We start from the raw sequence: 21691 nt of genomic DNA on the forward strand, positions 1-21691 counted from the left end.
TTTAGAGTGAAACCTGTAAGCCGAAGGCGAAAGATCTGCGATAAGGATAGTTTCTTCCGAACGTAGCGGTAGCAATACCGGAGTAACGGAAGTCAACCTCAGGATCGATCGGCACGAAAAGGTTGTCTTTTTCCCAAAGATTTTCACCGCTCACGTATACACGAAGGCTCTGTAATCTTGCTTTTTCCACCAGTTTCTTTGGTAATGTATAACCAAGGGAAACGTTTTTCAGGCGGAGGTAAGACATGTCCAGCAGGTATTTGCTTTGTGGATAGAAGTTTTGGTTAGCAGCCTGGCCGGTATTGGATGGTCTGGGATAAAACGCATCGGTATTGGCTGGCGACCAGTAATCCATCTGGTGTTCGTACATGGCATCGCCTGGGTTGAAGCCGGGGATGGTCATCATACTTGGTGCCCAGAGGTTACGTTTGCCAACACCCTGGAAGAAGATGTTAAAGTCAACTCCTTTCCAGTTAGCACCCAGTCTTACACCGTATTGGTACCGGGGGGTAGAGTTGCCGATCACGCGCATATCGCCATGGTCGGTAACGGTGTTACGGCCGTTGTTAATAGCGGTATCGCCATTCAGGTCTTTGAATTTCACATCGCCGGGGCCATACCAGAACCATGCAGAAGTTTGGCCTTCCAGGAATTTCTGGCTGGCAATACCTTCTTTCAGTATGTACTTGCCGGAAGCATCGGTGATTAATTTACCGGTAGCATCTTTCTGGAAATCATTTTCTGTAAAGAAACGGTCGGTTTCATATCCCCATATTTCTCCGAGGTATTTACCCTGGTAAAAACCAGTAATGGTGGAGCCGGAGAACTTGGTAAGTTTCTCACGGAAGTCGGAGAGAGACAAGGTAGCGTTGATAGAAAGTTCGTTGTCGAATGTGTGGTTACCATCGAGGCTGATTTCCCAACCGGTAGTCTGCATCTCACCATAGTTACGGGCCGGAGCGCCGGCACCGAAGGTGCTGGGCAATTGAATACCACCTGTAATCATATCTTTAGTGGTCCTTCTGTACCAGTCAAACGTAACGCCGATCTTATCGTTCCAGAACCTTGAATCAAAGCCAAAGTCGATGCTGTTAATGGTTTCCCATTTCAACAATGGCGGAACGATCCTGGGCGGGTTTACGGTGAGCAGGTTAGTGCTGCCAATCCACCATGCAGAGTTATAGGTACTCATTGACGGACGGAAGGTGGCGGAACCTACATCTGTGTTACCGATTGAACCGTAGGACCCGCGTACTTTGAAGTATGACAGTACTGGTTTTACGTCCTTCATGAATTCTTCTTCTGTGAGGATGTAACCTGCGGAAACAGAAGGGAAGAAGGCCCATTGGTTGTTAGAAGGGAAGTAAGAAGAACCATCGTAACGGCCATTTACTTCGAGTAGGTACTTGTTTTTATAAGCGTAGTTGATACGGCCGAAGAAGCCCATTGTAGCCCAGTCGCCACGGCTGCTGGTTGCAGTTTGGTCGCCTGTAGACAGGTTGGGCTCGCCTATACCCGGGTCTATTACGTTGTTCCTGCGGGTGGTCTGGCTGGTATTCAGTTGTGTTTCTACGTCCATACCACCCATTATTTTCAGGGAGTGGTCCCCCAGTTCTTTCTGGTAGGTGGCAAAACTTTTAAAAGTATGGTTGTCGTACCAGCTGGAGTAATACTGTGCGTAGTCGTACGAAGTAGTATAAGTTTCATACTTCAGCGGTGCGCCGCTCCAGTTGTTCCACGCGGTAAGCGGACCACCTACTTCGCGGATGTGTGCCTGGTTGTTAGTGTAAGTATAGTCAGCGTCTAAAGTAAGACCGGGAAGTATCTTAAATGTACCGCCCAGCGCAAAACGAGAGTAGTTTACTTTGGTGGTAGACATTTGCGCCGCCTGCATTTCAGACACTACATTTCGGAAAGGTTTGTCCTGGTAAGTACCATAAGGGTACAATGCGCTCCAGCGGTACAGATAGTACAGCGGATCGTATTGCACTGATGCAAAGGAGAACGGTGTTTCCTGGCTGGTACGGCTAAGCATTACACGGCTACGGAGATCCAGCCATTTGGTAACGCTGGAGTTGATGCCGAGGTTGGCGTTCAGGCGCTGGAATTTGTCCGTTTGTACTTTCATCAAACCTTCCTGACCCATGTAACCCAGACTCAGGTTATAAGCCGTTTTGTCGTTGCCGCCAGTGAAGTTCAGGTTGTGGTTTTGCTGGGGAGTCCAGTCACGTATGAACAGGTCGTTTACATCCCATGGCCGGTAGAAGTACAGTGCCCCGTCTTTTATTTCGAAGTCGCGTCCTTCCACCATCTCCATGCCGAGGTTCTGACCGCCATATGTTTTCTTCCACTGCTTGATTTTTTCAATACTGGCCGAGTCAAAACGCATACCAATAGAGCTGGAGAATTTAGTAGCCGGATTGGTACGGATGGCCGCGGCCAGGGAGTAATTTAATCCGTCTTCATCAGCCGGGCTAGGCAATGTAGTAGGTTTAGACCAGGAAAAGTTATTGGAATAACTGATCTTGTTCTGGGTGTTCTTTTTACCCGATTTGGAAGTGATAAGCACAACGCCGAATGCAGCGCGGCTACCATAAATTGACGTGGATGCCGCATCTTTTAATACGGAAATAGATTCAATGTCATCGGGATTCACCATCAGCAGGCTCTGAATTTCCACGTTATCGAGCAGGATGAGTGGCTGAGCGCCCCCGCTTGCATTCGTGGAACCGGTCATGCCGCGCAACCTGATGCTGGGATTGGTGCCAATATCACCACTGGTAGTGGTAATAGTAAGGCCGGGAACCGTACCCTGTAATGCACGACCCGCATCTGTAATCGAACGGGCCTGCAACGTTTTGGCAACGTCTACAGTGGCTACCGCACCGGTAAGGTTCGCCCTTTTCTGGGTACCGTAACCCACCACTATCACTTGTTCCAAAGAACGGTCGTCCACGGCGATAGATATCTTATAGTTATCTGCAGTGCCAATGGTAATGAGTTGGTTTTTGTAACCGATAAATGAAACGGTAAGTGTTTTTGTTCCCTCTGGAACAGTGAGGCTGAACTTACCATCTGCGCCCGTAGTGGTACCAATTGACGGGCCGGCTTGCACGGTCGCACCGATTACCGGTTCGCGCGAGGCCTGGTCCAATACCTCTCCCGTAATCTTCCTTTGCGCCCATGATGCTGCAAAAACCAGCAACAGCAGCAAAGTGCTGAGTAACTTTTTTTTCATAAATAGTTTGTGTTTAGCGAAGCGAAAACAATAACTCGGAATAGATAATTAAGTTGATTACAATTGAATTTGTCCTATGAAGCCTGTCCTTGGCCTGTTTGTAGTCCGCCGGTGATTTTCTTGGTTGATGTTTTTTAAGGTATTTGCGTGTTTGTGCGTTTTTACAGCGTCAATTTAGGGATAAAATCGAAAATAAAAAAGGATTCATGGAAAAATAACGCAAATTCCTGCAAGAAATGTAAATTGGGTTAAGGAAAGATGCAAGAAACTGATAGAGTAGCAATCCAACTTAATTTTTAATTTTGCACATTCCTTTAAAATATGCTAAAAGAAGAAAGGCAAACATTAATCATGCGTCAGATCAACCTGCACAACAAAGTGTTGTCGGCCGATCTCAGCGCTATGCTCGGCGTTTCCGAGGACACAGTTAGGCGCGACCTGAAAGAACTTGCCGAAGAAGGTAAGGTATTAAAGGTACACGGCGGTGCTATTGGTAAGTCGTTCCATTACCCGTTTAACGGCAATAACGAAGTATACGCATTAGAGGCAAAACAGCAAATAGCCGCAAAGGCGATCAAACTCCTGAAGGATGATATGTTCATTCTCACCGGTGGCGGTACCACGATGATCGAGTTTGCCAAAAAGATACCTGAAAACCTGCGGGCTACATTTTTTACCATCAGTCCGCTGGTGGCCATTCAACTGGCCGAGCATGCAGATCTGACGGTAATTACAATAGGCGGCCAGCTAAGCAAAAGTTCGAATGTACACGTAGGCGCCAGCGTTATTAATCAATTGGCGGATATCAAGGTGGACCTCTGCCTGGTAGGCACTAACGGCCTTTCGCTGCAGGAGGGAATGACGGATTCGGACTGGGAAGTAGTGCAGGTAAAAAAGGCAATGCTCCGTGCCTCCAAAAAAATGGCGGTCATGAGCATTGCCGAAAAATTGAATTCTACCCAGCGGATGAAGGTGTGTGATATTACGCAGGTCGACTATCTGATTACCGAACTGGCGCCCGATAATCATTTCTTGTCGTCTTACCAGCACCTCGACCTGGAGTTGCTTTAATATATTATGATGATGTAGGCCGGGAAAGGCTTATACCTTTTTCCCGACCTTCATAACTTTCCCTTCTATCAGGCTTATCCAAATATCCCCGGCTTTATCGGCCGTAATCTTATTAATGGATGAATTGCCCGCTTTATGCACCCATTTAAGCGCGTGCGTTTTTACATCAATAGCGATGAGTAACCCGTTTTTTGTACCGGCATATAACACGCCATTGCTCTCTAACAACGGGCAGGGATTGTGTTCGTAGCCATATTTAGCATCCGTATACCAAAGCAGCTGGAAGTCGGGTGCAGTAGTGGAAACGGCTATTACGGTATCTTCCATCAGTTTAGCGTATATCGCACTCCCGTCCGCCGAAATCTCCATCGACTCGCGCACCCGGTAACGGTTATTCCGCCATACAGTTTGGCCTGTGGTAAGGTCGATGGCTGTCATATATCGATCGGGCGCTACGATGAACACTTTGCCATTCACGATAGCTGGTTCAACGTTGCCTGGAGAGTACAGTTTCTGCATACTGCCGTTGTTCCACTTCCATTTCAGATCGCCGGTAGCTTTGTCGAGGCAGTATAGGTGCCTGTCCCAGGCGCCGAATACAATCTCTTTAGCCGTACTGGCTGGTTTCCCCTGCATTTGTCCGTCCATAGAGGTATTTTTCCATATTATCTGCCCGTTTTCGATATTAATACAGTAAAAGGCGTGGCTGCCCACACCGATATACAGCAGGTTGTTTTCCACCAACCCTTCGGCGATAACAGGTTCGGTTACAGCAAGTTTCCATTTGTCTTTACCGGTTTTAACGTCGAGGCCATAGATAAATCCATCTACCGTGCCTACGGTTACAATGCCTTTGCCCGTAACAGGTGTGGCGTAAATAGAACCGGTAAACTTCCTGCGCCAGTTAACTTTCTTGTTAGCAGCATTAAGGGCAATCACCTCGCCCTGTGAGTTGCCGTGAATAATCTGACCATCTGATGGTAACGGGCCGGTAAAGGAGGCTGAGGTATCCTGGAAATTAAAGCCCGGTTTTACGTTCGGGTAGGTGTTGTTAATGCTATAGTCTGGTGGACTCATCGACTTCACATCTTTCAGAATATCAGCATTTAACAGGCTAAAGGCTTTAAAGGGCACAGGGGCCTGTGTAAGCGTTTTCTCGAAAAAGAAAGCACTGTCGTTGCGGATGTTTACAATGTTGTAGCCTGGCAGCTCAGTGCCTTTGTACGGTAGGGAAGAGCGGCCCATAATACCCGGAATGCCGTCGAAGTTATGTACAGAAAGGCGGTGACCATGGCCGCAAAGCGCCAGGCGTGTATTCTTTGATTTCAGAAAACCGGTAACATCCTGCCAGTTGTCCAGTCCGTCGCCGAGCGGGTAGTGGCAAAGGGATATTACGGTTTTGCCAGGTGTTACCTTCTGTGCCAGCGTTTTCTTCAGCCAGTGGATATCTTCTTCCTTTATATGACCATCGCCCATTTTCATATAGGGGCCGCTGTTATAGCCCACAAATATGTACTTGTCCTTTTCAAAATAAAACCGGTCGTTGCCCCAGAGGGAAATAAAAGTTTGAGCAGCACTTTCCGACCAGTTGGTTTCATGGTTTCCCGGAATAACGTAAAGCGGGTATCTGAGGTCTTTAACAATAGCGTGAACAGCCTTCAGTTCTGCATCTGTGCCGGTATTGGTCAGATCGCCCGTCAGCACCACGAAATCAAGATCCTGGGTATTGATTTCCTGCACAATCCCGGCTAACGCCTTTTCGCTGGGTATGCCCGGCGATACATGTATATCAGTAAGAAAAGCAAAACGGATCGTTTTACTGGTTTGCGCCTGTGCTGAAGCGGCGCTTAAAAAAATCAGGATACCTGATAGCAACTTTCTCATAATCTCTGGCATGATGTGAATGGAAAAACGTAGAAGCGCAGGAATAACAACACCGCCGTGTATACGGAAGCGCAGATCACACAAATAATAAAACAAAAACGAAAAGCACCGGAGGACACATAAAAGTATAAAAACCCGGGTAAAACCCAAATCTTGTTTGAGCAACGGTAAAAATTAAGGAGGATGGTACAGGATGCCAATACTCTGTGGCTTGATTATTTTTAACGGTCGTTATGAAAAAACAGCCAATTTCTGATCACATAATGGCATGAAAGCCACTTTCCGGTTTTTAAATGAGGCAATATAATATCAGCTTTGGGTAAAAATGACAACCGGGAAGCGCCTAATTTTACAAACAGGAAGTATGGCTTCCTATTGATAACGAGCTTATGAGAGTAGGATTATTTATTCCTTGTTATGTAGATCAATTCTATCCTAACGCCGGCATTGCCACCTTGCAACTGCTCGAAAAACTGGGGGTAGAAGTGGTATATCCCGCTAATCAAACCTGTTGCGGACAGCCAATGGCTAACTCGGGTTACGAACACCTGACGGAAGGTTGTAACCGCCTGTTCGTTGACCAGTTCGGGGATTTTGATTACATCGTATCTCCTTCGGGCAGTTGTGTGCTGCATGTAAAAGACCACTTGCACCTGCACGATCGTGAGGCGGAAGCCACGGTTGTGCGCAGTAAGGTTTGGGAGATCACCGCATTTCTTACCGATGTGCTGAAAGTAGAAAAACTGCCCGGCCGTTTCCCGCATAAAGTAGGTTTACACCAAAGCTGCCACGGACAGCGTGGCTTAAAGCTGGCTTCCATGAGCGAACTGGTAGCACCGAAGTTCTCTAAACCGCTACAGCTTTTAAATATGGTGGAGGGGCTCGAACTGATTCCCCTGAAACGCGAAGATGAGTGCTGCGGTTTTGGCGGTACCTTTTGCGTAACGGAAGAAGCAGTATCAGTTAAGATGGGTAAAGACCGTGTGGAAGACCACCTCGAACATGGCGCGGAATACATAACCGGCACCGACATGTCGTGCCTCATGCACATGGAAGGCATATTACGCCGTAAGAACAGTAATGTTAAAGTGATGCACATCGCAGAAATACTCAACGCCGGATCATGAAGAAGGACCACGCACAATTATCAGCCGATTTTAACGCTAATGAACCGCGCGTAAACTGGCACGACGAAACACTCTGGTGGATACGCCAGAAGCGCGACAAGGCTGCCAATACGCTACCTGAGTGGGAAGAGTTGCGCGAGGCCGCATCCGCTGTTAAATATCATACATTATCCAATCTCAGCGAATACCTGCAACAGTTCGAAGCCAATGCGCACCGTAATGGCATTACCGTACACTGGGCAGCCGATGCAGCGGAACATAACCATATCGTATGCACGATATTAAAGGAACAGGGCATCAAACGTATTGTAAAGAGCAAATCGATGCTCACGGAAGAATGTCACCTGAACCCTTACCTGGCGGAAAATGGTATTGAAGTAATAGATACCGACCTGGGCGAACGTATTGTGCAGTTGGCAGACGAGCCACCAAGCCACATCGTACTCCCATGTATCCATAAAAAGAAAGAGGAAATAGGAGAGCTGTTCCATGAGCACCTGGGCACTGCAAAAGGCGAAGCCGATCCGCAGGTACTTACGGCTGCTGCGAGGTTACACCTTCGTGAAACTTTCCTGACGCGCCGTGGTGCGCTTACCGGCGTGAACTTCGCGATTGCCGAAACGGGCGAGTTCGTGGTTTGCACCAATGAAGGTAATGCAGATATGGGGGCTCACCTGGCCGACGTACACATCGCCTGCATGGGCATCGAAAAACTGATCCCACTAAGGCAGCACCTCGGCATTTACCTGCGACTTCTTACCCGCAGTGCTACGGGGCAGCCACAAACCACTTATTCCAGCCACTTCCGGAGTCCGCGCCCTGGCCAGCAAATGCACATTGTGCTGGTAGATAACGGGCGCAGTACCCAGCTGGGCCGCGAGGAGTTCCGCAATTCTTTGAAATGCATCCGCTGCGGGGCCTGTATGAACACCTGCCCCGTATATCGCCGCAGCGGCGGGCACAGTTATCATACTGCCATTGCCGGCCCTATTGGTGCTATACTGGCACCTAACCTCGACATGAAGCAGTATGCCGACCTCCCGTTCGCATCCACGCTTTGTGGCTCCTGCTCCAACGTATGCCCGGTTAAAATCGATATCCACGATCAGTTGTATAAATGGCGGCAGGTGTTAATGAAAGACGGGCAGGGGGGCGCTATGAAAACCGCTTCGATGAAAGTGATGAACTTCACTTTATCGTCGCCGGGTGTTTACCGCACCGCAGGCAAGGCCGGCCGCTGGTTTTTACGTAACGTACCGTTCGTGGTCAACAATCCGCTGAACCCCTGGTACAAACAGCGTGACATGCCGGAAGCACCTCAGCAGTCATTTGGAGAGTGGTACAAACAAAACAGGAAACAATGAGCAGCAGGGAAAAGATATTAGCCGCCGTGAAAAAGAACCAGCCCGCGCTGGAGGTCATGGCAACCTATACACAACCAGAGCGGGAAGAAGACCTGCTCCAGCAATATAGCACGGTGTTGCAGGCCATCGGTGGCACTGCCGTAATCGTGAATACTATGGCCGAAGTAACACACTATTTAAAGGAGATGTGGATGGGCAAAGGCCGTATCGTATCTACAGTACCTGGCTTGCAAGACCTGGCGGAGATAGCCGGCGAAACAGATCCGCACCAGTTTGAGAATGTGGAACTGGCGATAGTGCCGGCGCATTTTGGTGTGGCGGAGAACGGAGCGGTATGGGTTACGGAGGAGCTGTTGCAGCAGCGGGTGTTGCCTTTTATCACACAAAACCTGGCCGTTATACTGCCGAAAGAGAACCTGGTGGCTACTATGCACCACGCATACGACCGTATCGGCAACGCTTCTTACGGCTTTGGCACCTTCATCGCCGGCCCTTCCAAAACTGCCGATATCGAACAATCGCTGGTGTTGGGGGCGCATGGCTCGAAAAGTATGACGGTGTTCCTGCTCTGATAGTTTCGTCCCACATTCATCCCGTTTAATCACATTTAGTACTCCTGCTTCGGGGTGTTTATTATCATTGCAGTAAATATTACCGCAGTAAGATGATAAAGTTCCGTAAGATAGAGTTTTGGGTAGCCACGGCCTTAACGTTGTTGCTATTGTTTATAGCGTTGTATAACAGCGAGGTACGGGGAATATTTACCCTGCAACGCGAGTACGGCTGGCGGTTTCATGAGGAGGGGATGATATTCGACTATCACATCCATTATCTGTTACCTACGCTATTCCTGCTGGCAGGGCGGTACCTGGTATTTGTAGGCCTGGGGCAATGGGTGGCGCCTAAATTCCTCGCTACCGGCCGGTATGTGATAGCCATATTGCTGGCAATTGGTTTTGCTATTGCTTTGTTCTCTTTGACGATGGTGTGCTACTCTTATCTCGACGGCTGGCTGCTGGGTGTATTCAGAACCGTGCGTGGCGCTCATATGCACTTTGCCAAAAAGGCCTTCCTGAATGTATCGTTCCTGTGTGTGTTGTACGTTGTTTATGTACTGCTGCAAACCGCATATTTCCAGCTATTCGAGGAAAGGTTGCGGACGAACAGGGATTTACGGAAAAAGGTAATAGAAATAGCGGTGGCCGTAACAGCCTGGGTGTTGATCGTGATCATATTCATGCAGTTAAGCTGGTACCCGATAGCCAACTACTTCCTTTTTATGTCTCCGATTTTTATAGTGGCTTACTTTCACCTGCAATATCGCTTGTTGCCAAGGTTTTATGAGGGGGGCAGAAAGAAGTGGCCGTTCTTCCTGGAGTTTTTGCTGGTGTCGGCAGTAATAGGCTCGCTGTGCGTACTGATGATGGCTGCCGCCGGTTTATTGCGCAGCAGTAGCAGAGCCGTTACAGTAGTATCTATTACCCCCATACTATTACTATGTATATTGCTGCCGATCGTGTGGGTCAACTATTACAACCGGTTATCGCAGGATAAAAAGGTAAAAAACCTGCAAACTGCGTTGGGTAAATCCGATGCCAACCTCGGTTTCCTTCGTTCTCAAATCAACCCGCACTTCCTGTTTAATGCGCTTAATACGCTGTATGGTACTGCGTTGCAGGAAAATGCCTCCCGCACCAGCGAGGGCATTCAAAAGCTGGGCGATATGATGCGGTTTATGTTGCACGAGAACAATGAGGCGGAAATAAAACTTGGCAAAGAACTGGCTTATCTCCACAATTATATTTCATTGCAAAGCCTGCGTGTACAGCAGTCGCCCGATATACAAATTGAAGTGAACATCGATGAAGCGTACTGTGATCATTACATAGCACCCATGCTGCTGATCCCTTTTGTGGAGAATGCTTTTAAACATGGCATCAGCTTGCGCAACCGCTCGCATATCTCTATCTCTTTGTATTGCGATAGCAGTAAGATTTACTTTGATGTGCATAACACCGTACACCCACGGCCTGATAATGACCCCGAACGGAATAGTCTGGGTATTGGGCTTAATAATGTGAAACAGCGGCTGGAACTTATGTACCCTAAAAAACATGAGCTGAGCATCCGGCAAACGGCCACCGCATTCTTTGTACACCTTACTATACATGTAACAAAATAAAACCGATGACAGAGAAACAAACACCTGTGACCGATACACCTGTAGACGGATTAAGCCGTTTCCTCTGGTGGCTGGCTGCTGCTGATGCGGAGATATTGAAAGACTGTAAAGCAGATAAAGAACGTTACCGTATTGTAGGCATTGCGGTACTGGTTACCTGGATGTTCGCCACCCTGGCATGGGGCTATTTCTTTTCTACGGTGGTAAATGACGATATGATCATTGCCGGCCTGGCCCTGTTCTTTGGTTTCGCGGTCCTTTCTATCGACCGCAGCCTGATAGCGGCAATGTCGCGGAACGATAATAAGAACAAATTTGTACCGGTTGCTTTTCGTTTGCTGCTGGCAGTAACTATCGGCTTATTTATTTCCCAGCCTGTCGTGCTGATGTTGTTCCAGAAGGATATACAGGCACAAATTGCTTTGAATAAACAAACAAAGCTGGATACATTCCGGAAAGAGCTGGTAACGTTGAATGCCGCACGTAAAAGTGAGTTGCAGGGCGCGCTGGACCAGGTAAAGGCGGAAGTAGCAGCAAAGGAAGAGCAGGTAAAAGATTATAAAGATGCGTACATCCGCGAAACCGACGGTACCGGCGGTTCGGGAAGGATAGGGGAATCGGCCATAGCGAGGGTGAAGAAAAGTGAATACCTGAAGGCGGAAGAAGAACTGATCAAACTCCGTAAAACAATGGGGCCTAAACTGCTGGAGCGTGAAACGCAAATAGCAGCCATGCTGAAGGAAGATAGCATTAAAGAGCAGGCCTATGCGGTAACACTTGCTGATGGCTTCCTCGCGCAAACGGAAGCGCTTAACGACCTTACCGCCGAACATCCTCCGCTGAAGCAACGTTACCGCCTCATTGTATTCATCATCACCCTGATAGAAGTAATGCCGTTATTAAGCAAACTGCTGATGCCCAAAGGTGAATATGATGAAAAACTGGCCGCGCTTACCGCTCAGAGCATCGCCGATGCCAAACTGGGACTGGAAAAAAGTAAGGAACTGCAGGAACACTACCACGACGCTGCCACCGCGGCCGACCAGGAAACAATGGACCATATATTCGACCTTACCCGCGAAACCCGCCGCAGGCATGCTGAAGATCTGGTGCAGGAGTGGAAAGAGCAGGATGGTAAGAAGTACCCGGCACTATGGACCAGGGCCCGTAAGATGCTGATGCTGCACCGTACCTGGTAAGTATTTTATCCTTAACTTGAGTTGCTGAAAACAATATATGAAGCTCACCGCTATTGCCATAGACGATGAACCGGTAGCGCTGGAAGTGATACGCTCCCACGCCGCCAAGGTACCTTTCCTGGAAGTGAAGGGCTTTTTTACCAATGCCTTCGAAGCAGCAGACTTCCTGCGTAAAGAAAAAACAGACCTGCTTTTCCTGGACATAAAAATGCCTGATATCAATGGTATCGACTTCCTCACGAGCCTGCCCGAACCGCCAATGGTCATATTCACCACCGCTTATTCCGAACATGCAGTGCAAAGCTTTGAGTTAGATGCGATCGATTACCTGTTGAAACCCTTCTCCCTTGCACGTTTCCTGAAGGCCTGCAACAAAGCTTACGCACTGTCGCAGTTTAAGCAGGAAAAAGTAGTGCAGCCGGCCTTTACCACCAACTACATCTTTATAAAAAGCGGATATGAACAATTGCGGGTGGAGCTGGATGAGATATTATACCTGGAAAGCGCCGGCAATTATGTGAACTTCGTGTTCGCCGACCGTAAGGTCCTCTCACGTCTTAATATGCAGGAAGCGCTGGCATTGCTGCCTCCGGCTAAGTTTACCCGAGTACACCGCTCTTACATAGTAGCCAACAGCAAAGTGCAACGCATCGATCGAAACTATCTGTATGTAAACCAGTTCCCTATTAGTATAGGCGCTGCCTATGCGGATGCTGTGGAAAAGGTAGCAGGAGGGAAGATTAGTTAGTATTTCATGCATTATCACTATAAAAATACAAGGGCGCCTGCAAATGAAGGCGCCCTTTTTATATCTCTATGTATATCTGCTGTTAAGGTCAATTATGTATTCTGGCTACCAGCCTGTTGCTGCCGGCAGCATAAGCCAGCGCTTCGAGTAACTCGGTGCTGTTAAGCCTTTGTTGTAAAAAACTGTCGGTACTGCCGTAAACCACGTTCTTTGCCTGGTTTACTACATAGGTGGCTGGTGCCGGCACATTTTCGTTAATACCAGAAACCCTGTCCCACAACGGGGCCGATTCATGGTAAAGGCCCAGTTTCTCCGCCACTGCATTATCCTTGTCATGAATAATGTCGAACGTCAGTCCGTACTCTTCGATTAATGGCTGTATGAATTTCTTATCCTCGGAAGTAAGCAGCAGCAGGGTGCCACCGGTTTCGCGGATCGACTGGTGTAAAGCCTGTAATGCTTTCAGGTGACCGATGCCATAATCGTTCCAGTGAATGGAAAAGAAGCTGAGCACCAGCGGACGTTCCAGCAATTCTACCAGGGCAACGAAGCCTTGTGTATTGGCTGCTGACAGGTCTGCATGCTGAATAATCTCGTTCTCGTGAAAGAAAAGGGGAGGCAGTTTGTCGCCTGCCACAGCCGCGGGTACTAACTCGCCGCTGTTCTTATAATATCTTACAAAACGTTCTGGTAAAGCGTAAGTAATGTAATCGCCGTATTTATGATTGTTGCTTGACATGTTCGATCGGTTTTGATTGTCAAAAAAGGGGATGTGATGATAGATGTTGCAGGTATCTGTAAAAATGTTACATGCATCGCATGACACAACACGAAGGATCAGCGCTTAAGAACGACTTGTTTGTAGGTACATGTTGCCTTTGAAGAAAAAGCATGGTTGGTTTTTGATTCGTCATGCGATTTTTTTTACTGTTGGTTAGATTGTGATTTCACTTCAAAGATAGGCACTTTTTTAATACAAATCTATAAAGTCTATAAAAATAGTAGGGTTTTGTAAGAAATGACAAATGTATACCCTTTTGTCATAATGCCTGGGGTCGGTCGGGAAGCTGTAAGAGGAGGACTTATCATACCCCATACCAGTGTACTTATACCCGGTCTTTTTTATTAATATGATGTTTAATAATTGATAATGTATGTATTATAAAATTTATACGGGCAAGTTTGGGACGATTTTTGCGGTACTTATGTTAATGTATGCAACCTCGTATCATTATTACGTAACATATAAATACCTGACTATAGGAATTAGATTAGACGCTCACTTATAAAACGAACAATTGGCCTATGAAGACAATTATAGTATCGAACCGCCTGCCGGTAAAGATGAAAGAGAAAGATGGGGAGTTTATTCCCATGCCCAGCGAAGGAGGCCTCGCAACCGGGCTTGGATCAATTTACAGGCAAGGCGAAAACGTTTGGATTGGCTGGCCCGGATTAGTAACGGGAGAGGAGAACTACGCGGCGATAGAACAAAGCCTGAAATCGCAGAACCTCAAACCAGTATTCCTTACACAGGAGGAAATCAACAACTTCTATGAAGGATTTTCCAATGAAGTATTGTGGCCCGTGTTCCACTATATGTCCACTTACGCCCGGTACGAACAACAGTACTGGGATTGTTATGTAAAGGTGAACCAGAAGTTCCGCGACATTATACTGGAAGTGGCGGAGCCAGGTGATATCATCTGGATCCACGATTATCAGTTACTGCTGTTGCCGCAAATGATACGTGATGTGCAGCCCGATGCGACCATTGGGTTCTTCCAGCACATTCCGTTCCCATCTTACGAACTGTTCCGCCTCATTCCATGGCGTACAGAGTTGCTGGAAGGTATGTTAGGTGCCGACCTGCTGGGCTTCCATACATTCGACGATGCCCGGCATTTTCTACAGGCCACGAGCCGCCTGCTTTCCGTACTTACTTCATCAAATATGATTACCATTAACGACCGATCGGTGATGGTTGAAACATTCCCTATGGGGATTGATTATAAGAAGTATGAATCGCTGGCGGGTACGCCCACTGTGGCAAACCAGGTGCGGCACCTGCGGGAAAGGTTTCAATTGCAGCATATAGTGCTAACGATCGACAGGCTTGATTACAGTAAAGGTATATTGCAACGCCTGCAGGCTTTCGAATTACTGCTGCAAATGCACCCGGAGTATATTGAAAAGATAGGGATGTGTATGATCGTTGTGCCCTCCCGCGACAATGTGCAGCAATACAGTCAGCTGCGCGATGAGATAGATAAGCTGGTGGGTAACATCAATTCACGGTACCGTACCATGGGTTGGGCGCCTATCCAATACTTCTATCGCTCGTTCCCATTAGAAATATTATCGGCTCTCTATAACCTGGCCGACATCTGCCTGGTGTCACCCATGCGCGATGGTATGAACCTCGTAAGCAAGGAGTATGTGGCCAGCCGTATACATCACGATGGTGTGCTGATATTAAGCGAAATGGCCGGTGCGTCCAAGGAACTGATCGATGCGATCATTGTGAATCCTAATAACATCGGAGCTATTGCCCGCGCGATAGATGAAGCCATCAACATGCCTGTTATTGAACAGCGCAAACGTATGCTGCCGATGCGGCAGATCGTGGAAAAATTTAACATTCATCACTGGGTAAAACTATTTATGGATACATTAAAGGATGTGAAAGTGAACCAGCAGTCGATGCTGGCCAAACGTATTAATACGGAGATGGCACAACAGCTTACCGTGCGTTACGCCGCCTCGGATAAACGTGCCATATTCCTCGATTACGACGGTACCCTTGTCGGTTTTAAAGTGAATATCGACCAGGCAAGTCCGGATGATGAATTATATGCCTTGCTGGAAGAACTGGCGGCCGATCCTGCTAATAGTCTTGTAATGATCAGCGGCCGTAAATACGAAACGATGGAACAATGGTTCGGACGCCTGCCCATCGACCTGATAGCGGAACACGGCGCCTGGGTAAAACTGAAGGATACGGAATGGAAACAGCAACCTGGCCTGCACGACCAGTGGAAAAAAGACATCCAGCCCATCCTCGAAACCTTTACCGACCGTACACCGGGCTCGTTCATCGAAGAAAAGAGTTACTCCCTGGTGTGGCATTACCGCAAGGTGGAAGAGGGGCTGGGTGAGCTGCGTGCCAACGAGTTAATGAACACCCTGCGTTATTACACCAGCGATAAAGCACTACAATTGCTGGCAGGCGATAAGGTAATAGAAGTGAAGAACGTGGAAATAAATAAGGGCAAGGCAGCACTGAATTGGCTGCGCTCGCCCGATTACGATTATATTATGGCCCTTGGGGATGACCTCACCGATGAGGATATTTTCAAAGCCTTACCGGAAGAGGCCATCACTATTAAAGTGGGTAGCTATATGAGTGCTGCCCGTTTTTACCTGCGCAGCCACCAGGAAGTACGTCATGTACTGAAAATGTTGGCCAAAGCAGGTGGTGTACCTATAAAAAAATAGGCCTGTCAAGCTTCATGGAGATGCGGTAGGCGGCGTTCATTAGTCCTACGTGACTGTAAGCCTGTGGGAAATTGCCCCACTGGCTGCCGTCTTCCTCATCTACATCTTCACTAAACAATAGCAGGTGATTAGAATACTGCAGTAAGTGCTCAAACTCCCGCTTCGCATCCTCTACCCGTCCCACACAAGCCAGTGCTTCTACATACCAGAAGGCACATACCAAAAATGTAGTTTTAGGTTTCCCGAAATCATCTGAATGCAGATAGCGGTAAAACAACCCGTTAGAGGCTTTTAATTCTTTTTCTACGGCTGCCAGATGGTCGCGTGCCCGCTCCGATGCCGGATCGAGGTAGTTCATCATAATGAGCTGCAGCGTGCTGGCGTCTAAGTTAAGCCCACCTGCCGCATTGGTGTATACTTTGCGCGCCGGGTCATAACAGCTTTCGATGTGTGCCGCCGCCTGGTCCTTCAGCTTCACCGCCCTTTCTTCCAGTTCCTTATTACCGATCGTTTTCGCCATTTTCTCTGCTGCGGCGCAGCCTGCCCACTGAAACAGGTTACTGTAACAGTGGATATTGGCAATGTTACGGAACTCCCATATGCCGGCGTCCTTCTCATCGATCGTGCGTTCGATCTTGTTCAGGATAAAAGATATCCAGCGCTCACTGTCTTTCCGTTCTGCAAAAATGAAACGGTGGTCGGTGTACAGCGGTAACATGGAGATCAGTACCTGACCGTAAATGTCGTTTTGTATATGTTCGTAAGCCTGGTTGCCGATGCGCACCGGCTGGTTGCCTTCATAACCATCCAGGTGGGGGAGAATGGTTTCTGTGAGCGCCTTTTGGCCGGTAATACCATATAATGGCTGGTAACGGAAATCTTCCGACAGTGATATATCTGTTACATAGTTAAAGTAATGCTCCATTTCCTCGAAGTGACCGATGTGGTTCAGCGCGGTCAGTACGTAATACGTATCGCGCAGCCAGCAGTAGCGGTAATCCCAGGTACGGCCGCTGCCCGGCGATTCAGGCAGGCTGGTGGTACTGGCGGCTATAATCGCCCCGGTATCTTCGTACTGGTGGATTTTGAGGGTTAAGGCCGAGCGGATTACGTAAGTCTGGTAGAAACTGGCGATAGACGAATGTTTGATCCAGGTGCGCCAGTAAGCTGTGGTTTCGCGAAGGAAGTGTTCGGCAGTGCTGTTCAGCGGAGCTTCCAGCGGTTTGCCATAGGTCATTACGATGTACTTGGTTTCGTTGAGTACAAAGTATTGTTCCTCTATCAGGTAATTGATGGGAATATTAGTGGTCACCCTGATCCTTTCTTCGCAACCCTGGAACTCAATGTGGTTACTGCCCCGCATCATTTCTAGCTGCCGGCCGCCATAGTCGCAAACCGGTTTACATTTCACCCTGATGCGGGCGGAACTTGTGAGTGGCTCTATTTTGCGTATGAACATCAGTGGTTTAAAGAACCGTTCGAATTGCAGGAAACGCGGGGCAAAGTCCGTAATACGGTAACTGCTGTCGCCCTGTATTACCTCCGTGCACAGGATGTTGGTGTTATCGAGGTAGTATTGTTTGGAGGTGTAGTCACCTTCCGGCAGTATTGAAAACTCGCCACCTTTTTGCTTATCCAAAAGGCCGCCGAATACAAAGGAGCTGTCCATTCTGGGCCAGCAGAGCCAATCTACGTTCGTGTTTCGGTTAATGTGCGCCAGGAAAGCGCAGTTTCCAATAATGCCAGTCTGATAGGTATGTCTTGTACTCATGCAACGTATTTTGTTTAAACTCTGCCATCAACAACAAAACATGTTCCAATTTGGTGGTGGTTTAGTCTTCTTTACCGCCCTTTTCGCCTGTAAACCAATGTTCTTTATCGCGGAAAAGCACGTTGAACGTGGTTAGAGAGCCATAAATGCGCGTAATATATTGTTGCATATTTACTTTATCCTCGTCGCTCAGCAGTTTATGTGCATTCACCTGTTGTTCCAGCACACGAAGCCTGTCGCGCACCATCACAATTTTGTGAAAGAAAGCCTCGATGGGTATTTCTTTGCCTTTCAGGTTCGTGTCTTTCGGTTGTAATACCATCGTGCCGCCCGTCCAGCGGTCGCCGAGGTGCACTGTTTCCGTGATGCCGCCCCATAAACGGAGTATTTTCAGCAGGGAGCGTTCCACTTCCGACACCGTTTCCACCTCTACGGTTTTGTTTTCTGCATATAATACCTCGAAACGCGGGTCCGTTTTGTCTACTTCTTTGATGCCGTCGTTCATAAACGTAACAACGTACTGGGCGTACTTTACGCCGATAATAACCCCGGGCCCGTACTGCGTATGCTGCACGCGGGAGCCAATGCCTAGTACCAGTTCTTCCATTTCCTGCATAAGGATGTGTGTTTTAGAGCGGCTAATATAAGAAGTTAACCGCTAAGCTTTTGCGACGGTTTTAAGGTGAATGGGGGAATTGCGGCAGTTGAGCCAGCGACAGGAATAGCTGAACTACTGCCTGGCCCACTTTCTCAATTTATTTAAAAAGATTCCCGAATTGGTAAATCAAATTCCGGATGCGATCACCTTACCTTGTAATGCGATGGTAGTTTTGCACTTCCATGCGAACTAAGAGCCTCATTTTATTTTTTTTATCGGTGTTTTTTGTAGCGAGGGGTGTAGGTCAGTCAGTTGCGAAGCCATTAGAGAAGATCGTTTTATCAGGGTCAGTGAACGATACCGCAGGAAGAGCCCTGCCTTTTGCGATGGTAGGCATCGAAGGCAGTATTTACCGCACCACTACTAATTCCGCCGGACAATTTATCCTGGAAGTAACGCCAGGCGATGCTGTTATTCAGTTAATGGTAGCCAGTGCCGGCATGCAAACCACCAAACGTGTTATCCCGGCTAACAGGGCTGACTTACATCAAAATATACGCATTGTGATGCAGGAACTGAGCCTTCGCCTCAATATGGTGGAGGTGAACGTACGCCGCAAACCCGACGCCGTTTCCAACTCTTCTATTTTCTTTGACCGGGAACTGATTGAGCAGCTGCAGGCGACGAGCATTGCGGATGTGTTGAAGTTTTTGCCGGGGAAGACGATTACGAATCCGTCGTTGCAGAGTCCTAATCAGTTGACGTTGCGGACGGAGGGGGATGGGGCTACCGCCAGGAATAATGCTTTTGGTACTGCGATTATTATTGATGATATCCAGATGAGCAACAATGCGAATATGCAACATCTCAGTATCGGCAGGTGGGGATTGGGAGGTACCGGCGCTATTGTGTCCGAGGCAGCCGGGTCGGGAGATTTTGCCAATGCAGGTATCGATTTGAGGCAAATACCTGTTGATAACGTGGAAAGCATAGAGGTGGTAAGCGGCGTGCCCTCTGCACGGTATGGTGATCTTACCGACGGTATGGTGAATGTATTACGGCAGGCGGGTCGAACACCGTTGCAGGTGAGCGTACGGCTCAGGGGCGCTACTACAAACGCCAGTGCAGGTCAAGGCTTTAACCTGAAAGGAAAGAACGGTGCTATTAACTATAGTTTTAACATTCTGAATGCCAACGACGATCCGCGTGATAATTTGAAGTCTTATACGCGGCTTTCTGCAGGCCTGATGTGGTCGCGCTACTTCGGAAAAAAAGATTTCATAAAAAATACCTTGTCTTTCGACTTCTCCAAGAACCTGGATAAGCAACGTGTTGATCCGGACGATGATGATAAACGCCAGTCACGCTTTAATTATACGGGCATCTCTATGAGTAACCGTACCAGCGCCAAGTGGAAAAGCGCCTGGTTTAAACAAAGCTCATTGAATCTTAGTTTCAGTATCTCCGAAAACGACAGTTTTGACGAGTGGTACGTTAACAAGGCACCCTTCCCGGTGGCTGATGGTATGACTACCGGCACTTACGAGGGGTATTGGACGGCAGGCAACTTTGCGGCTGCCCGCCGGGTGTTGGGCAAGCCGGTATCTGCGGCCTTAAGACAGGAGAATACTCTGCTGCTGCACACGGGGAGGCTGGAGCATGAAGTGGTGGCAGGGGTGAACATGGCTTACGCCGATAACCTGGGCAAAGGGCAGATAGTAGATCCCGCCAAACCGCGATTCCAGGCCTCAGGAGGTGTTACTGGCCTGTTTACAATGGGCGAGCGTCCATTTACCTTCAAGTATGTACCGGCCGAAGTAAATACCGGTGCGTATGTAGAAGATCGTTTTAGGTTCCAGGTATTTGATCGCCTTGTGCGAATGAATGCTGGTGTGCGCGCCGACTGGCAGAATGGAGGTTTTAGTGTATCTCCCCGCATTAACATGAACTATGAGCTGAGTAAAAAATGGAAGTTTAACCTTGCTTACGGCACCGCTAGCAAATCGGCTTCACTTTCTATGCGAAATCCGGGTCCGGTTTACTTCGATATGCCACTTGTAAACCGCTTCGCCGATAATGCGGTGGAAGCGTTATACCTGGTGCATACAGAAGTAATGCGTGTTAATAACAATGATCTTAAGCCTATGCACAGCCGCAGTTGGGAGGCTGGGTTCAGTTACGACGACCGATTGTTCAGTGCCTCCGTGTTCGGTTATTACAAAACAGTGCGGGATGGGTTTGGTACTACAGTAATCGCGGCGCCGGTTACATTACCGGTGTATGGTTATACAGCAAACCCAGGTGCTCCCACTACGTATTTTGAAACGGGGTTAATGAGGAGGTATCCGCTGTCATATGATAAAGCCGTCAATAATCTCAATAGCAATACGATGGGGATGGAGTTAATGGTCAGTACCAGGAAAATAAAGTTTATCCAGACCTCATTCGACCTGAGTACGGCATTTAATAGTACCTATTACAGGAACAGCGGGCGGAGCATCGCTTTTATTGACCGCTCGAATGTAAACTGGGATAAACCTGAATGGTTTGGGGTGTACGAATCGAGTGCGCGGCGGTCTTCGCAAACCAAATCTACATTGTCTGCCAATACACATATCCAGGCCTTAGGCATGGTTGCAAGTATGGTGATGGAAGTATTCTGGCAGCAGCGAACTGTTAACTACGGCCAGGACGAATATGCTGTTGGATATTATGATTCAACCATGCAGTATCACGACATTCCGGAGGACAAGCGACAATCTCCCCAGTTTGCGCATCTGACCGATGTGCAACGTAATTCAAAATTCAGCCTTACAGATCGTCCACGGATGTACACCAATTATCACCTGCGTTTGAGCAAGGAAATTACCCGTAATATCCGGTTCTCCTTTAACATCAACAATGTGTTTAATTACAGGCCGACTTACTTCAACGAACTAAGCAATTCATTAATAGTATTTAACGCGCCACCATCATACGGGGCGGAACTAACATTCAAGTTTTAATTTTTA

General features: G+C 48.0%; 14 protein-coding genes. 9 read left to right on the forward strand and 5 right to left on the reverse strand.

The window, feature by feature from the left end:
* Nucleotide 1: 1 nt before the first annotated feature.
* On the reverse strand, nucleotides 2-3238 hold the full coding sequence (locus QZT80_RS26080; protein ID WP_295129223.1) for a TonB-dependent receptor: 3237 nt from the start codon (nucleotides 3236-3238) through the stop codon (nucleotides 2-4).
* Nucleotides 3239-3559: 321 nt separating this feature from the next.
* Here QZT80_RS26080 and QZT80_RS26085 point away from each other — a divergent pair, with 321 nt between their 5' ends.
* Nucleotides 3560-4309, forward strand: a complete 750-nt coding sequence (locus tag QZT80_RS26085; protein ID WP_295129225.1) for a DeoR/GlpR family DNA-binding transcription regulator — start codon at nucleotides 3560-3562, stop codon at nucleotides 4307-4309.
* A 30-nt stretch (nucleotides 4310-4339) separates the two neighbouring features.
* Here QZT80_RS26085 and QZT80_RS26090 read toward each other — a convergent pair whose 3' ends face one another.
* Nucleotides 4340-6193, reverse strand: a complete 1854-nt coding sequence (locus tag QZT80_RS26090; RefSeq protein WP_295129227.1) for a PQQ-binding-like beta-propeller repeat protein — start codon at nucleotides 6191-6193, stop codon at nucleotides 4340-4342.
* Between the two features lie 389 nt (nucleotides 6194-6582).
* Between QZT80_RS26090 and QZT80_RS26095 the strand changes: the two genes are divergently transcribed.
* The 6 genes from QZT80_RS26095 to QZT80_RS26120 all read left to right on the forward strand — a co-directional run bounded on the left by QZT80_RS26095 (nucleotide 6583) and on the right by QZT80_RS26120 (nucleotide 12813).
* Nucleotides 6583-7320: a (Fe-S)-binding protein gene (locus QZT80_RS26095; protein ID WP_295129229.1), complete on the forward strand. Its 738-nt coding sequence runs from the start codon at nucleotides 6583-6585 to the stop codon at nucleotides 7318-7320.
* Entirely contained in the window at nucleotides 7317-8684 is a 1368-nt protein-coding gene (locus QZT80_RS26100; protein WP_295129231.1) for a lactate utilization protein B, read from the forward strand. The genes QZT80_RS26095 and QZT80_RS26100 overlap by 4 nt, the downstream gene beginning before the upstream one ends.
* Complete coding sequence (locus tag QZT80_RS26105; protein WP_295129233.1) at nucleotides 8681-9256, forward strand: LUD domain-containing protein; 576 nt, start codon at nucleotides 8681-8683, stop codon at nucleotides 9254-9256. The genes QZT80_RS26100 and QZT80_RS26105 overlap by 4 nt, the downstream gene beginning before the upstream one ends.
* Before the next feature lie 92 nt (nucleotides 9257-9348).
* Complete coding sequence (locus QZT80_RS26110) at nucleotides 9349-10866, forward strand: sensor histidine kinase (protein WP_295129235.1); 1518 nt, start codon at nucleotides 9349-9351, stop codon at nucleotides 10864-10866.
* A gap of 5 nt (nucleotides 10867-10871) precedes the next feature.
* Nucleotides 10872-12065 carry a DUF4407 domain-containing protein gene (locus QZT80_RS26115; protein ID WP_295129237.1) on the forward strand — a complete coding sequence of 398 codons (1194 nt, stop codon included), beginning with the start codon at nucleotides 10872-10874 and terminating at the stop codon, nucleotides 12063-12065.
* Nucleotides 12066-12102: 37 nt separating this feature from the next.
* The gene (locus QZT80_RS26120; protein ID WP_295129239.1) at nucleotides 12103-12813 is read left to right on the forward strand and encodes a LytTR family DNA-binding domain-containing protein; all 711 of its coding nucleotides are present in this window, start codon (nucleotides 12103-12105) and stop codon (nucleotides 12811-12813) included.
* Nucleotides 12814-12901: 88 nt separating this feature from the next.
* Here QZT80_RS26120 and QZT80_RS26125 read toward each other — a convergent pair whose 3' ends face one another.
* The gene (locus QZT80_RS26125; RefSeq protein ID WP_295129241.1) at nucleotides 12902-13552 is read right to left on the reverse strand and encodes a redoxin domain-containing protein; all 651 of its coding nucleotides are present in this window, start codon (nucleotides 13550-13552) and stop codon (nucleotides 12902-12904) included.
* Between the two features lie 566 nt (nucleotides 13553-14118).
* Between QZT80_RS26125 and QZT80_RS26130 the strand changes: the two genes are divergently transcribed.
* The gene (locus tag QZT80_RS26130; protein WP_295129243.1) at nucleotides 14119-16311 is read left to right on the forward strand and encodes a bifunctional alpha,alpha-trehalose-phosphate synthase (UDP-forming)/trehalose-phosphatase; all 2193 of its coding nucleotides are present in this window, start codon (nucleotides 14119-14121) and stop codon (nucleotides 16309-16311) included.
* Here the strand turns inward: QZT80_RS26130 and QZT80_RS26135 are convergent.
* Both QZT80_RS26135 and QZT80_RS26140 read right to left on the reverse strand, forming a co-directional pair.
* Nucleotides 16298-18082, reverse strand: a complete 1785-nt coding sequence (locus tag QZT80_RS26135; RefSeq protein ID WP_295129245.1) for a glycoside hydrolase family 15 protein — start codon at nucleotides 18080-18082, stop codon at nucleotides 16298-16300. The two genes, QZT80_RS26130 and QZT80_RS26135, sit on opposite strands and share 14 nt — an antisense overlap.
* A gap of 61 nt (nucleotides 18083-18143) precedes the next feature.
* Entirely contained in the window at nucleotides 18144-18698 is a 555-nt protein-coding gene (locus QZT80_RS26140; protein WP_295129247.1) for a hypothetical protein, read from the reverse strand.
* 332 nt (nucleotides 18699-19030) lie between these two features.
* On the opposite strand from QZT80_RS26140, the gene QZT80_RS26145 reads away from it, so the two are divergent.
* The gene (locus QZT80_RS26145; RefSeq protein WP_295129249.1) at nucleotides 19031-21685 is read left to right on the forward strand and encodes a TonB-dependent receptor; all 2655 of its coding nucleotides are present in this window, start codon (nucleotides 19031-19033) and stop codon (nucleotides 21683-21685) included.
* Nucleotides 21686-21691: the final 6 nt, after the last annotated feature.

The organism is uncultured Chitinophaga sp., assembly GCF_902168175.1.
Taxonomy (GTDB): domain Bacteria; phylum Bacteroidota; class Bacteroidia; order Chitinophagales; family Chitinophagaceae; genus Chitinophaga.